Below are 13,920 nucleotides of genomic sequence, written 5' to 3'. Positions count from 1 at the left end.
TTGACAGCGGCGGCGGCAGTGGCCGCGGAAACCGCAGCGCACCGCAAGACAGCCCCGACAGCCAGGACAATTCCGAGCAGAGCAGCGGTGTGGGCTCGGGCTTCATCATGTCGGCCGATGGTTACGTAATGACCAACGCTCACGTGGTCGATGACGCCGACACCATCTACGTCACGCTCACCGACAAACGCGAGTTCAAGGCGAGGCTGGTTGGCGTCGACGAACGCACGGACGTCGCAGTGGTCAAGATCCAGGCAACGAGCTTGCCGGCCATCACCATGGGCGACTCGAACAAGGTGCGCGTGGGCGAATGGGTGCTCGCAATCGGTTCGCCTTTCGGTCTCGACAACACGGTGACCGCGGGTATCGTCAGCGCCAAGGGGCGCGATACTGGCGACTACCTGCCGTTCATCCAGACGGACGTCGCGGTGAATCCGGGCAATTCGGGCGGACCGCTGATCAACATGGCTGGTGAAGTCATTGGCATCAATTCACAGATCTACAGCCGCACCGGCGGTTTCATGGGGATTTCGTTCGCAATTCCTATCGACGAAGCCATGCGCGTCGCCGATCAACTGAAGACGGGCGGCAAGGTGGTGCGTGGCCGTATCGCGGTGGCGATTGGCGAAGTGACCAAGGAAGTGGCCGATTCGCTCGGACTGCCGAAGGCGCAAGGGGCGCTGGTGAGCAGCGTGGAACCGGGCGGTCCCGCCGATAAAGCCGGCATCCAGCCGGGCGACATCATCCTGAAATACAACGGCCACGACGTCTCGACGGCGACCGATCTGCCGCGTATGGTTGGAGACACGAAGCCTGGCACGAAGGCGACCATCACCGTCTGGCGCAAGGGTCAGTCGCGTGACCTGCCGATCACCATCGCGGAAATGCAGCCGGACAAGGTCACCAAGGCCGAACCCAAGAAGCCGGCCCCGCCGAAGGAGCGTTCGCCGAGCAACGCGCTGGGTATCGCGGTGAGCGACATCCCGGCCGACCAGAAGAAGTCGCTGAAAATCCCCAATGGCGTGCAGGTGGAAGCGGTCGAAGGGCCGGCATCGCGTGCAGGGTTCCAGAAGGGCGACATCATCCTGCGTATCGGCGACACGGATATCACGAGCGCCAAGCAGTTCGATGCCGTCGCGCAGAACGTCGATCCGAGCAAGATGGTCGCGGTTCTCGTGCGCCGTGGCGACAACACGCAATTCGTGCCGCTGCGTCCGCGGTCGCAGAAGTAGGCTGCAATGCCCGCGCTCAAGCTCTACGGGCGCGCTTGGTGCCATCTCTGCGAGGATTTGCGCGCCGGACTCGAGCCGATCGCGGCGGAGTTCGGCGTGCCGGTCGAATGGATCGATATCGATACCGATCCGGCGCTCGAAGCGCTGTATGACGAACTCGTGCCCGTTTTGCTGTTCGATGGCGTCCAGTTGTGCCACTACCGGCTGGACGAATCCCGCGTGAGACAGGCGCTCGCCACAATCGCCTGAGCGGGGCTGCAAACGCCCGCGTGTGAACGTAAATTCCCGTCCCCCCTCCTTTTCGGCTAAAATCGAAAGGTTTTTTACCCCATTTTCAAGGCGTGCTCCGCGTTTGTCTGGGCGCGCCTTTTTGCTTGATCGGCACTGAATGAATCATATTCGTAACTTCTCGATCATTGCGCACATCGACCACGGCAAATCGACGCTGGCCGACCGCATCATCCAGCTTTGCGGCGGCTTGTCCGACCGCGAAATGGACGCGCAGGTGCTCGATTCCATGGATCTCGAGCGTGAGCGCGGCATCACGATCAAGGCGCAAACCGCGGCCCTGAGCTACAAGGCGCGCGACGGTCAGGTCTACAACCTGAATCTCATCGACACCCCCGGACACGTCGACTTTTCTTATGAAGTCAGCCGTTCGCTGTCGGCGTGCGAAGGCGCGCTGCTGGTCGTGGACGCGAGCCAGGGCGTGGAAGCGCAGACGGTCGCCAACTGCTACATGGCGATCGAACTCGGCGTGGAAGTCGTGCCGGTGCTGAACAAGATCGACTTGCCGGCCGCCGACCCCGAGAACGCGATCGCGGAAATCGAAGACGTGATCGGTATCGATGCAACCGATGCGACGCATTGCAGCGCCAAGACGGGCCTCGGCGTCACCGACGTACTCGAAGCGCTGATCGCGAAGGTGCCGCCGCCAAAGGGCGATCCGGACGCGCCGCTGCAGGCGCTGATCATCGACTCGTGGTTCGATAACTACGTGGGCGTGGTCATGCTCGTGCGCATCAAGAACGGCACGCTGCGCCCGAAAGACAAGATCAAGATGATGGCGTCCGGCGCGGTGTATCCGGTCGAGCACCTCGGCGTGTTCGCGCCGAAGGCCACGAACCTGGCGTCGCTGTCGGCGGGACAGGTGGGCTTCATTATCGCGGGCATCAAGGAGCTGCAGGCTGCGAAGGTCGGCGATACGGTCACCACCGTCGCCCGTCCGGCCGAAACGCCGTTGCCCGGCTTCAAGGAAGTGAAGCCGCAAGTGTTCGCCGGTTTGTATCCGGTCGAAGCGAATCAGTACGACGCATTGCGTGAATCGCTGGAAAAGCTGAAGCTCAACGACGCGTCGCTGCAATACGAGCCGGAAGTGTCGCAGGCGCTCGGTTTTGGTTTCCGATGCGGCTTTCTCGGTCTTCTGCACATGGAGATCGTGCAGGAACGCCTTGAGCGCGAGTTCGACATGGACCTCATCACCACGGCGCCGACCGTGGTGTACGAAGTCGTGAAGCGCGACGGCGAACTGATCCAGGTCGAGAATCCGGCCAAGATGCCGGAGCCTTCGTACATTGAAGAAGTGCGCGAGCCGATCGTGACCGTGAACCTGTACATGCCGCAGGAGTATGTGGGCGCGGTGATCACGCTGTGCACGGGCAAGCGCGGCCAGCAGATCAACATGCAGTATCACGGCCGTCAGGTCCAACTCACGTACGAAATCCCCATGGCGGAAATCGTGCTCGATTTCTTCGATCGGCTGAAGTCCACGTCGCGCGGTTATGCGTCCATGGACTACGAGTTCAAGGAATATCGTGCGTCTGACGTGGTGAAGGTCGACATGCTGATCAACGGCGATAAAGTCGATGCGCTGTCAGTCATCACGCACCGGTCGCAGAGCCAGCATCGCGGGCGCGAAGTGGCGTCGAAGATGCGCGAACTGATTCCGCGGCAGATGTACGACGTGGCGATCCAGGCGACTATCGGCGCGAACATCATTGCGCGCGAGAACATTAAAGCATTGCGTAAGAACGTTCTGGCAAAGTGCTACGGCGGCGATATCTCCCGAAAGAAAAAGCTCCTGGAAAAGCAGAAGGCCGGCAAGAAGCGCATGAAGCAGGTCGGTTCGGTCGAGATTCCGCAAGAAGCTTTCCTCGCGATTCTTCGCGTCGAAGATTAATAAAACAACCGGAAACGATTGATGAATTTTGCGTTGATTCTTTTGGTGCTCGTCGTCCTGACGGGTATCGCGTGGGTGTTCGATAAACTGGTATTCGAGCCGCAACGGCGGCGCGCGGCAGATGCAGCGGTAGCGGAGTTCGACCAGCAGCAGGCACGTCTGGAACCGCGCTTCGCCGACGAGCACGCACCGCAAACACGTGCTCGTCTGCGCGATGAAAAACTCCGCCAGCCCTGGTATCTGGAATATTCGGCAAGCTTCTTTCCGGTCATCCTCGTGGTTTTTGTCGTGCGTTCGTTCGTTGTCGAGCCCTTCAAGATTCCGTCCGGATCGATGGTGCCGACGCTGCTGGTCGGTGACTTCATTCTGGTCAATAAATTCGAATACGGTTTGCGCCTGCCTATCAGCAATACGAAGCTGACAAGCGGCACGCCGCTTAAACGCGGCGACGTGGTCGTGTTCCGTTATCCAAAAGACGAATCCGTCGATTACATCAAGCGCGCAATCGGACTTCCCGGCGACACGGTTGCGTATCAGGACAAGAAGCTCACCATCAATGGCAAACCGGTTCCTGAAACGTCGTTGCCCGATTTCTTCGATGACGAACGCATTGGTTATGCAAAGCAGTTCGAAGAAGATCTCGACGGCCGCAAGAACGCCATTCTGAACAATGCACAAGTACCGCCGTTTGTGATTGGCGCCGATGATTTCCCGAATCGCGACAACTGCAATTACAACGCACAAGGCGTGATCTGCAAGGTGCCCCCGGGCAGTTACTTCATGATGGGCGACAATCGCGACAACAGCGCGGACAGCCGTTATTGGGGTTTTGTACCTGATGCAAATATCGTTGGTCGAGCATTCTTTATCTGGATGAACTTCAGCAGTTTGAAGCGCATTGGTTCATTCCATTGAAACACGCCATGCTTGTATAAATGGTTCGACATTACGCCGCGGGATAACGCGGCGTAGTCGTTAATAAGCACCTCGCATGGACACGTTGCACGGGCCGCCTAGAAACAGCACGAAGAAAAGCGGCTAACGTGCAAGTGTCGTATTGGATTTTATTTTCGGTTTGCCGTTTTCCAGCTGGAATCGCCGGTCCCGGCGCCCGCGTTATACTCTGCCCATGCCCTCAACCCCGTTGGAAAGCCGGCTTCAGTACGAATTTCGCAATGCGGAATTGCTGCGCCAGGCGATGACCCATCGCAGTCACAGTGCCACGCACAATGAACGACTCGAATTTCTCGGAGATTCCGTTCTAAATTGCGTGGTGGCTGCGCTTTTGTTCCAACGATTCGCAAAACTCGACGAAGGCGATCTTTCTCGCGTCCGCGCCAACCTGGTCAAGCAGCAGTCGCTTTATGAGATTGCGCAGGCGCTGAACGTCTCGGAAGCCTTGCGCCTGGGCGAAGGGGAGCTGCGCAGTGGCGGGTTTCGTCGGCCGTCCATCTTGGCTGACACACTGGAAGCCATTTTCGGCGCTGTCTTCCTTGACGGCGGTTTCGACGCGGCGCTGGAAGTCATCAAGCGCCTCTACACGCCAATTCTCGATCACATCGATCCACGCACCATCGGCAAGGACGCGAAGACGCTGCTGCAAGAGTATCTGCAGGGGCACAAGATCGCGTTGCCGACTTATACCGTTGTCGCAACGCACGGGGCCGCGCACAACCAGCAGTTCGAGGTGGAATGCACGGTGCCGAAGCTCGACGTGAAGGTGTCGGGTTCCGGCGCGAGCCGCCGTGCGGCCGAACAGGCTGCGGCGAAAAAGGCGCTGGACGAACTGGCGTCGGCCACGCCCGCGCTGACCGCCAAGCCCAAGCGCAAGGGTTCCCGTGCTGCCAAACTCGCGGAACAGGAAATCGTCCCCGGCGTAACGGGCGTTCAGGCTGCACTGGATCTGCGTGCTCCCGATCGGCGTGAACGCGCGCGGGCGAGCGCGGCCAACGGCAATGCCCATAACGATCCCGAACGTCCGGCGACGGCGCCGCTGGCGGTGATTCGTGCATCGCACGTGGAACCATCGGCGGAGAAGGTCGAGCGTTCGACGATTCATCGGGCGGAACGCGCGGAGAAGGGCGCACCCGAGGCGTCTACGGCGCGCAGCGAGAGCGCTGATAAACCGGTGGATAACGCTGTGCATAACCCGGTTGAGAAGGCCACCGTCAAGGCGGCGAGCAAGCCGGTCGCGGAATCTGTGGTCATCGACAAATCCGCGTCCCCTGCACGGTCGCGCGACGAAGCGCCGGCGAAAGCCGAGGAAAGCGTCGAGGCGCACGCGGACGCGAGCGTCGACGAAACCGTCGCACGCTCGGCCGATGCTGGTCATTAAAGTGCGCTAACGTGCATCAAGGCTATTCCTCAAGCAAGCGCTGAGCGCTGAGCGCCGCCGCCGAAGCGGCCGCGACACTGAACAAACGCAACGCCCGACGCCACGCGTCCCAACGAATCTGTAGCTGCAAACATCTATGAACGCTCCCACTCCCTCTGATTTCCGCTGCGGCATGGTCGCGATCGTCGGCCGGCCGAACGTCGGCAAGTCGACCTTGATGAACGCGCTCGTCGGGCAGAAAGTCAGCATCACATCGCGCAAGGCGCAGACCACGCGGCATCGGATCACCGGCATTCGTACGCTGGACGACGCACAGTACATCTTTGTCGATACCCCCGGCTTCCAGACCAAGCACAGCGGCGCACTGAACCGCTCGCTGAACCGTGCTGTAACTTCCACGCTGACAGCGGTCGATGCCATCCTGTTCGTGATCGAAGCTGGCCGTTTCGGGCCGGACGACCAAAAAGTGCTCGACCTGATCCCGAACGACACGCCGTGCCTTTTGATCGCAAACAAGCTGGATCACGTGAACGACAAGGAGACGCTGTTCCCGTTCATGCAGAAGATGAGCGCATTGCACGACTTCAAGGAAATCGTGCCGATGACCGCGAAGCATCCCGACGACATCACGCGTCTGATGGCGGTGGTGAAGCCGTATCTGCCGGAAGGAACGCCTATCTACGGCGAAGACGACCTGACGGACCGCAGCGAGCGTTTTCTCGCCGCTGAAATCCTGCGCGAGAAAGTGTTCCGCTGGACTGGCGACGAGTTGCCGTACACGAGCACGGTGATGATCGACAAATGGGAGACCGAAGGCCGCCTGCGCCGGATTTTCGCGACCATCCTGGTTGAACGCGATACCCACAAGGCGATGATCATCGGTCAGAAAGGGGCGAAGCTGAAGCAGATCAGCACTGAAGCTCGTCTCGACATGGAAAAGCTTTTCGATGGCCCCGTGTACCTTGAAACCTTCATCAAGGTGAAGAGCGGCTGGGCCGATAACGAAGCGGGATTGCGCGCCTATGGGTACGAATGACGCGTGGATGACCCAGTCTTCCAACGCCGACTCCGATCCGCTCGCCGACGATAACTTCAGTGTCGACGAGCCGCCGACGCCCGCGCCGAAAAAGCGCGGGACGCGCGCCGCTTCGACCAAAGCTTCCGCCAAATCCGCTGCACCGAAAGAACCCAGGCCGCCTCGCGCTGCGCCGCGTTCGGATTTCCGTATCGCGGAGCAGCCGTCGTTCGTACTGCACAGCTATCCGTATCGTGAAACAAGCCTGATCCTCGATGTATTTTCCCGCGATCACGGCCGCGTTGCGCTCGTCGCCAAGGGCGCAAAACGGCCGCATTCGGCGCTGCGCGGCGTACTGCAGACATTCCAGCCACTGGGTTTGTCGTGGACGGGGAAGGGCGAAGTACGCACCCTGACGCAGGCAGAATGGGTCGGCGGCATGTTGCCGCTCGCCGGCGACGCGTTGCTGTGCGGTTTCTACGTCAACGAATTGCTCGTCAAGTTCTGCGCACGCGAAGACGCGCATCCCGCGCTGTTCAATCATTACGTGCTGACGTTGTCGCGTCTCGCGCACGGCGAGCCGGCGCTGTACGCGTTGCGATCGTTCGAGCGCGTGTTGCTGCGCGAGACCGGTTACGCAATGGCGCTGAACAAGACCATCACGCGCCAGCCGGTTGTCGCCGGGCAGAAGTACGTGTTCGATCCCGAACGCGGCGTGCGTGAAGCATCGGACGATGTCCCGTCGCAATGGCCCGTGATCGCGGGGCAAACCCTTCTCGACATGGAGAAGGACGAATACAGCCGCCCGCAGACGGCCGCGCAGAGCAAAACGCTGATGCGCTTTCTGCTGAACGTGTATCTTGGCGGCACGCCGCTCGCCACCCGTCAAATCCTGATCGACCTGCAAAACCTATGAGCTTCTTTCTTTCGTCGCCCGCGAATGTGATCGATCTGGGCGTCAACATCGATCACGTCGCAACGCTGCGCAACGCGCGTGGCACGCAGTACCCCGACCCGATCCGCGCCGCGCTGCAAGCTGAAGAAGCCGGCGCCGACGCCATCACGCTGCATTTGCGGGAAGATCGCCGTCACATTCTCGATGCCGATGTGCACGCGCTGCGTCCTCTGCTCAAAACGCGGATGAACCTCGAATGCGCGGTGACGCAGGAAATGCTCGACATCGCGTGCGGCGTGCGTCCGCATGACGTGTGTCTGGTGCCGGAAAAGCGCCAGGAACTGACGACCGAAGGCGGCCTTGACGTCGCCGGCCAGTTCAACGCCGTCAAAGCCGCGTGCGAGCAGTTGAAGCAGGCGGGCGCGCGGGTTTCGCTTTTCATCGATGCCGATGAAACCCAGATTCGCGCCGCGCATGAAGCGGGCGCGCCGGTTATCGAACTGCATACGGGCTGCTACGCCGAAGCACACGACGAAGCCACGCAGCAAAAGGAATTCGAGCGCGTGGCGCGAAGCGTCGATTTCGGCAATTCGCTCGGCCTGAAGGTGAACGCGGGACACGGTCTGCACTACACGAACGTGCAGCCGATCGCAGCGCTTGAAGGCATTGTGGAGCTGAACATCGGGCATGCGATCGTCGCGCACGCGATCTTTGCCGGCTGGGATAACGCCGTGCGCGAGATGAAGGCGATCATGGTGGCGTCGCGTCTTGCCGCCACATCGTCGCGATAAACCATGGCGATCTACGGAATCGGTACGGACCTGGTTCAGGTAAGCCGCATTGCCGGCGTGATGGAGCGCACGAAAGGGCGCTTCGCCGAGAAGGTGCTCGGCGCGGACGAACTGCGCGTTTATCACGCACGCAAGGCGCGCTCCGAAGTACGCGGCCTGGCGTTCCTCGCAACGCGTTTCTCGGCGAAGGAAGCGTTTTCGAAGGCGATCGGCCTCGGCATGCACTGGCCCATGACCTGGCGCGCGGTCCAGACGCTCAACGAGCCGAGCGGCAAGCCGAAGGTGGTGGCATCGGGCGAACTCGCCGAGTGGCTCGAGGCCCGTGGCATCACGGCGCAAGTCACCATCACCGATGAACGCGACTACGCGGTGTCGTTCGTGATCGCAGAAACGAATGTGCAAGACTACTAACCCCTGACTTTTCCGCATCCAATTTGAACTCGTTAAAACGCACTCCCGGTCCGGTCATGCTCGACGTGGCCGGCACCATGCTCTCCGACGCCGACATTCGCCGTATCGACCATCCGATGACCGGCGGCATCATCCTCTTCACGCGGCATTTCCAGGATCGGGCGCAGCTCGTTGCACTGACCGACGCGATTCGCGCGGTGCGTGACGATATCCTGATCGCCGTGGATCACGAAGGTGGCCGCGTGCAGCGTTTCCGTACCGATGGCTTCACGGTCCTGCCCGCGCCGGGCAAGCTCGGCGCGTTGTGGGATCGCGACGTATTGCTCGCTACCAAGACCGCGACGGCCTTTGGCTACGTGCTCGCGGCGGAGTTGCGGGCGTGCGGTATCGACATGAGTTTCACGCCCGTACTCGATCTCGACTACGGGCATTCGAAGGTGATCGGCGATCGCGCGTTGCACAGCGACCCGCGCGTGGTGACCCTGCTTGCGAAGAGCCTGAACCACGGCTTGGCGCTCGCGGGCATGGCCAATTGCGGCAAGCATTTTCCGGGGCACGGGTTTGCATCGGCGGATTCGCATGTCGCCATGCCGGTGGACGACCGCTCGCTCGAAGACATCCTCGCCGCCGATATCAAGCCGTACGACTGGCTGGGGATGTCGCTGGCGTCGGTGATTCCGGCGCACGTGATCTACCCGCAAGTCGATGAAAAACCTGCCGGCTTCTCGCGCGTCTGGCTGCAGGACATCTTGCGGGGCAAGCTGGGTTTCAATGGCGCGATCTTCAGCGACGATCTGTCGATGGAAGCCGCCCGCGCCGGCGGCACGCTGACCGAAGCCGCAACAGCGGCGCTGACCGCTGGCTGTGACATGGTGCTGATCTGCAACCAGCCGGAAGAGGCTGAGAAGGTCCTCGAGAGGCTGACGTTCCAGCAGACGAAGGCGTCGCTGACGCGGTTGAAGCGCATGCGTCCCAGAGGGCACGCGTGGCGCTGGAACAAGCTGATGTCGCAGGTGGAATATCAGCAGGCGCTGGCGCTGGTCAAGAGCGCGCTGGGCTGAATGCAAAAAGCCGGAAGTTTCTTCGAAAGAAACCTCCGGCTTTTTTTCAAACTCAAACGCATTTACTCCAGCTTCATGCGCTGCAGCTTGTTGTAGAGCGTCTTCGGGCTGATGCCAAGCAGCGTCGCCGCCCGATGCCGCGTGCCGCCAACCGCTTCGAGCGTCGCGCGAATCAGCATGTCTTCCACGTCGGCGAGTGCCGTGCCGACCGTCACCTGGACGCTGGTGCCGTTCAGCCCACGTCCGCCTGCGCTCGTATGTTCATCGGCGCGAAGGGTTTCGATCACGTCGCCGGACGCGTGGTACGCACGACGAACCCGGTCGCGCAACTCACGCACGTTGCCCGGCCATTCGGCTGCAAGGCACTCGCGGATGAAATCCGGGCTCACACGTTTGGGCGCGCCGCTCGTGATGCCGCTCACATGATTTTCGCGATTCAGCTCATAGACGAAATGCTCGGCGAGCAGCGCAATGTCATCGCCGCGATCGCGCAGCGGTGGCAACGCAATCGACGATGCATTCAGGCGCTGGAACAGATCCTCGCGCAATTTGCCTTCGGCGACGGCGTCTTTGGGCGGCACTCTGGTCGATGCCAGCAGCCGGAAATCCGTCACGATCTTGTTGCTGCCGCCCACGCGCATGAACGTCTGCGAGTCGAGTGCGCGCAGCAGGGCTTCTTGCTGGGCGATCGGCAATGCATCGATCTGATCGAGGAACAACGTGCCGCCACCGGCCTGTTCGAGCAAGCCCGGCTCGCGGTTCTCCGCGCCGGCGAATGCGCCGCGCTCGTGACCGAACATCAGGCTTTCCATCGAACGTGCGTTGCTGTCCGTGGCTGCCGCGCAATCGAACGAAACAAATGGACCTTTGCGGCGCCGGCTCATCTCATGCAGGGTACGTGCGGCGACCTTCTTGCCCGTGCCGGCTTCCCCGCAGATCAGTACGGCGGCTTCAGTCGGCGCGGTATGTTCGATCAGGTCGTAGACATGCTGAATCGCGGCGCTGCGCCCCAGCATGCTGCCGAAATGGCCGAGTTCGCGCAGCGTGCTGCGCAACGCGCCGACTTCCTCAGTCAGTTCGTACGGGCGTGGAATGCGTGCGAGCAAACTGCGCAGGCGCGGAATGTTCACCGGCTTCAGCAGGTAATCCCAGATGCCCTGCCGCAGGCCTTCAATCGCGCTTTCCACAGTCGCGTTCCCGGTCATCACGATAACCGGCAGGGCGCCGCCTGGCGGCTGTGCAGGAAGGTTGTGCAGCAGGTCTAGACCGCTGCCATCCGGCAAGTTCAGGTCGACGAGCACGACGTCCGGAATGAAGCGCGTCAGGGCGGAACGCGCCTCGGCGAGCGTGGTTGCGGTATCGACGGAAAAACCGTCGGCCGCGAGAATGGCGGACAGGCCAGAAAGGCTGTTCGGATCGTCTTCGACAATCAAAGCGTGTGGCATGGCGGACACGGCGTAATAAGTGGGTCTGAATGGCGTTCCGGGCCGGCCGCCATCTGGCGACGCTCGGCGGCGAACGCGTCGGTACCGGGCAATGAAGACGCCGGCCCGCCTTGTGGCTGACATCATCTCAGCTCATCATTGCGTTCCAGTTATCGCTGTTCATCGCCGGGTCTTCGTCCTGCGCTTGCTCAATACTGTTTTCTGCGCGGGCACGGCTTGCTTCCGGTCGAACAACATGGAGCAAGCCGGACCGGAAGGCGCTTACTGCGGCTTCACATGCAAGTCGTTCTTGACGGACTGCACGCCTTCCACGCCACGAGCAACCGAAACCGCCTTTTGAATCTGGCTCGGAGAATCCACGAAGCCCGACAACAGCACTTCGCTCCGATACGTCTTGACGCTCACTGACAAGGACTTCAGGCCCGGGTCCTCCAGCAAGGCCGTCTTCACTTTGGTAGTGATGGCAGAGTCTGTGGTGTATTCGCCAGCCGACTCATGTGTGGGCGTCGACGAACAACCGGCAGTGATGGCGATTGCGGGAACGGCACAAACAGCGGCAATTACGAGGCGTGCGAAAGCGGTTTTTGTAGTCGTCATTTTTTCTTGTGATGAAAGTTGAAAGATTCCGCGCGTTCATTGCGCAGTCACGACTACTGGAGCAGGTTTCGTGCCATCGGCTTGAAGTAGACGAATCAGGTAGTTAGCTGCGCGCCTTGCACCGAATGACACGTTTCAATCGTAATTTCGAAGTACGAACCGGTAAAGTTTGCCTGAATTGGCAATAATGTTCAGCAAAAAGAAAAAGCGCCCCGAAGGGCGCTTTTCGTGACTTCCGAAGCGACGCTGGCTTTAAGCGCGGCTGCGGTATTCGTTCGTGCGGGTATCGATTTCGATCTTGTCGCCGATGTTGCAGAAGAGCGGCACTTGCAGTTCGAAGCCCGTTGCGAGCTTGGCCGTTTTCAGGACCTTGCCCGACGACGTATCGCCCTTAACGGCCGGTTCCGTGTAGATGATCTCGCGGACCAGCGAGGTTGGCAGTTCTACCGAGATGGCTTTCTCGTTGTAGAACACCACTTCGCACGGCATGCCGTCTGCAAGGTAGTTAAGGGCGTCGCCCATCATGTCGGCTTCGACTTCGAACTGGTTGTAGTCAGCGTCCATGAACACGTACATAGGGTCGGCGAAGTACGAGTACGTCACTTCCTTGCGGTCGAGCTGGACGACGTCGAATTTGTCGTCCGCCTTGTACACCGATTCCATGTTGCCGCTTGCCAGCAGGTTGCGGAACTTCATCTTCACGACCGCGGAATTGCGGCCGGATTTGTTGTATTCGGCCTTCAACACGACCATGGCATCGCTGCCGATCATCACGACGTTGCCGACGCGGAGTTCTTGTGCGGTCTTCATAATTAAAAAACTGTCCTGTACGAAAATGTGAGCCTGTTCGCTGCGGTGATGGCGGCTGACTCGAAATTGGATGTGTTGCAGCTACCCTGCCTGTTCCGTCCCACGCCATGCCGCGCGCCTGGGTGCTCGCCTGGGTGCTTGCTTGAATGCTTCACCCGTCCACCGTGGAATCCGCCCGAAAACGTACGCGTTGTGTCTCGTTGCGTCTGTTCCGGACTGCAAGCCGTTGGATAACCGCTTATTTTAACTGAGATTTTGCGAAATCCGCCAGATTTCCAGCCAGATCGCCAATACTCGCAAGTTCCACGGCCCAATCGGCCGCGCGCTGCTCCAGATGCTTTCGATACCGCCAGAAACCGGACCAATCCGGCGCGCCTACGCCGTTCCAGGCATGCCAGAACCGCTCCAGCGCAGCCCGCGCGGGCTCCGGCAAGCTGTTTGCGTAGTGGGCGAGGGCGGCGTCGAGCTTGGGCAGATGGGCGTCGTCTGCTTGCGGATAGATTTGCCACACGAACGGTTTTTGCGCCCATTGCGCTCGAACGAACGAATCTTCGCCGCGCACGAAATTGATATCGGCGGCCCAGAGCAAGGCGTCGAAAAGCGGCTGTTCCACAAAACCCAGCGCGTAGGCCTTCAACGAACCGCTTTCAGCCTTCGATCCCGCCGCAAACCCCGATAGCCCAAAAAAGCGTGCAATAGCGCCTGAAATGCGTCCTTCGGGCACCAGCAATGCAATGGGCGTGGGTGAATCACGCCATTGTTCGAGCAATGTATCGATGGCCGGATTCTCGTACGCGAACAGGGAGATCACCGTTGTCTCGGACGAAGGCGCCGTGATGCCGACCCGTTCCTGCCACCACGCGTCGCGCTGGAACGCTTCGCGTTGCGCGTCTAACGTCCGTTCCTTCAGGACGCCGCCCGTGCCCGCACCGAGGCCCGGAAAGAAGAAGGTCTTGTTGATCGCATGGCGCGGATGCGGCGACGGCCGCAGGTGGAAATCCGCGACCCAGTCCTCGGCGCTCAGATATTCCAGGTTGAACCACACGGGTTTGCGATCGCGGCGCGCCATCGCGGTGACGTAGATGGCGGGCAGCTCGCAGCCGAACGCTTCGATCACGACATCGGCGATCTGCAGCGTGTCGCCGGCGA

At 60.6% G+C, this 13,920-nt stretch carries 14 protein-coding genes; 10 read left to right on the top strand and 4 right to left on the bottom strand.

The genetic code is table 11. The features are described from left to right. The 10 genes from ACRXB1_RS15625 to nagZ form a co-directional block, all read left to right on the top strand. The coding region (locus ACRXB1_RS15625) for a DegQ family serine endoprotease (protein WP_449492478.1) at window positions 1–1,232 on the top strand (1,232 nt) is incomplete at its 5' end. 6 nt (window positions 1,233–1,238) lie between these two features. Beyond that, window positions 1,239–1,481, top strand: coding sequence for a glutaredoxin family protein (locus tag ACRXB1_RS15620; RefSeq protein ID WP_449492477.1), 243 nt, complete (start codon window positions 1,239–1,241; stop codon window positions 1,479–1,481). Window positions 1,482–1,620: 139 nt separating this feature from the next. Continuing rightward, complete coding sequence (gene lepA / locus ACRXB1_RS15615) at window positions 1,621–3,411, top strand: translation elongation factor 4 (protein ID WP_061999944.1); 1,791 nt, start codon at window positions 1,621–1,623, stop codon at window positions 3,409–3,411. A 21-nt stretch (window positions 3,412–3,432) separates the two neighbouring features. Further along, window positions 3,433–4,326, top strand: a complete 894-nt coding sequence (lepB, locus tag ACRXB1_RS15610; RefSeq protein WP_062167229.1) for a signal peptidase I — start codon at window positions 3,433–3,435, stop codon at window positions 4,324–4,326. Window positions 4,327–4,540: 214 nt separating this feature from the next. Then, entirely contained in the window at window positions 4,541–5,746 is a 1,206-nt protein-coding gene (gene rnc, locus ACRXB1_RS15605; RefSeq protein WP_075357146.1) for a ribonuclease III, read from the top strand. Window positions 5,747–5,882: 136 nt separating this feature from the next. Further along, window positions 5,883–6,782 (top strand): GTPase Era, encoded by a 900-nt coding sequence (gene era / locus ACRXB1_RS15600; protein WP_061999941.1) that lies wholly within the window; start codon window positions 5,883–5,885, stop codon window positions 6,780–6,782. Then, the gene (recO, locus tag ACRXB1_RS15595; protein ID WP_062167225.1) at window positions 6,769–7,677 is read left to right on the top strand and encodes a DNA repair protein RecO; all 909 of its coding nucleotides are present in this window, start codon (window positions 6,769–6,771) and stop codon (window positions 7,675–7,677) included. Before era ends, recO begins: the two co-directional genes overlap by 14 nt. Next, a complete protein-coding gene (pdxJ, locus tag ACRXB1_RS15590) occupies window positions 7,674–8,447 on the top strand; it encodes a pyridoxine 5'-phosphate synthase (RefSeq protein WP_174362776.1) in 774 nt (257 codons plus the stop codon). Before recO ends, pdxJ begins: the two co-directional genes overlap by 4 nt. Before the next feature lie 3 nt (window positions 8,448–8,450). Continuing rightward, entirely contained in the window at window positions 8,451–8,858 is a 408-nt protein-coding gene (acpS, locus tag ACRXB1_RS15585; protein ID WP_061999938.1) for a holo-ACP synthase, read from the top strand. 56 nt (window positions 8,859–8,914) lie between these two features. Beyond that, window positions 8,915–9,919 (top strand): beta-N-acetylhexosaminidase, encoded by a 1,005-nt coding sequence (nagZ, locus tag ACRXB1_RS15580; protein WP_449492479.1) that lies wholly within the window; start codon window positions 8,915–8,917, stop codon window positions 9,917–9,919. A gap of 62 nt (window positions 9,920–9,981) precedes the next feature. Here nagZ and ACRXB1_RS15575 read toward each other — a convergent pair whose 3' ends face one another. The 4 genes from ACRXB1_RS15575 to earP all read right to left on the bottom strand — a co-directional run. Beyond that, complete coding sequence (locus ACRXB1_RS15575; protein WP_061999936.1) at window positions 9,982–11,364, bottom strand: sigma-54-dependent transcriptional regulator; 1,383 nt, start codon at window positions 11,362–11,364, stop codon at window positions 9,982–9,984. A gap of 261 nt (window positions 11,365–11,625) precedes the next feature. Then, the gene (locus tag ACRXB1_RS15570) at window positions 11,626–11,961 is read right to left on the bottom strand and encodes a BON domain-containing protein (RefSeq protein WP_061999935.1); all 336 of its coding nucleotides are present in this window, start codon (window positions 11,959–11,961) and stop codon (window positions 11,626–11,628) included. A gap of 252 nt (window positions 11,962–12,213) precedes the next feature. Then, window positions 12,214–12,771 carry an elongation factor P gene (gene efp, locus ACRXB1_RS15565; protein ID WP_061999934.1) on the bottom strand — a complete coding sequence of 186 codons (558 nt, stop codon included), beginning with the start codon at window positions 12,769–12,771 and terminating at the stop codon, window positions 12,214–12,216. A gap of 238 nt (window positions 12,772–13,009) precedes the next feature. Further along, on the bottom strand, window positions 13,010–13,920 hold a 911-nt coding region (earP, locus tag ACRXB1_RS15560), incomplete at its 5' end, for an elongation factor P maturation arginine rhamnosyltransferase EarP (RefSeq protein WP_449492476.1).

Source organism: Caballeronia sp. M23-90 (assembly GCF_053574605.1).
This window is presented reverse-complemented; position numbering and strand designations above follow the sequence as displayed.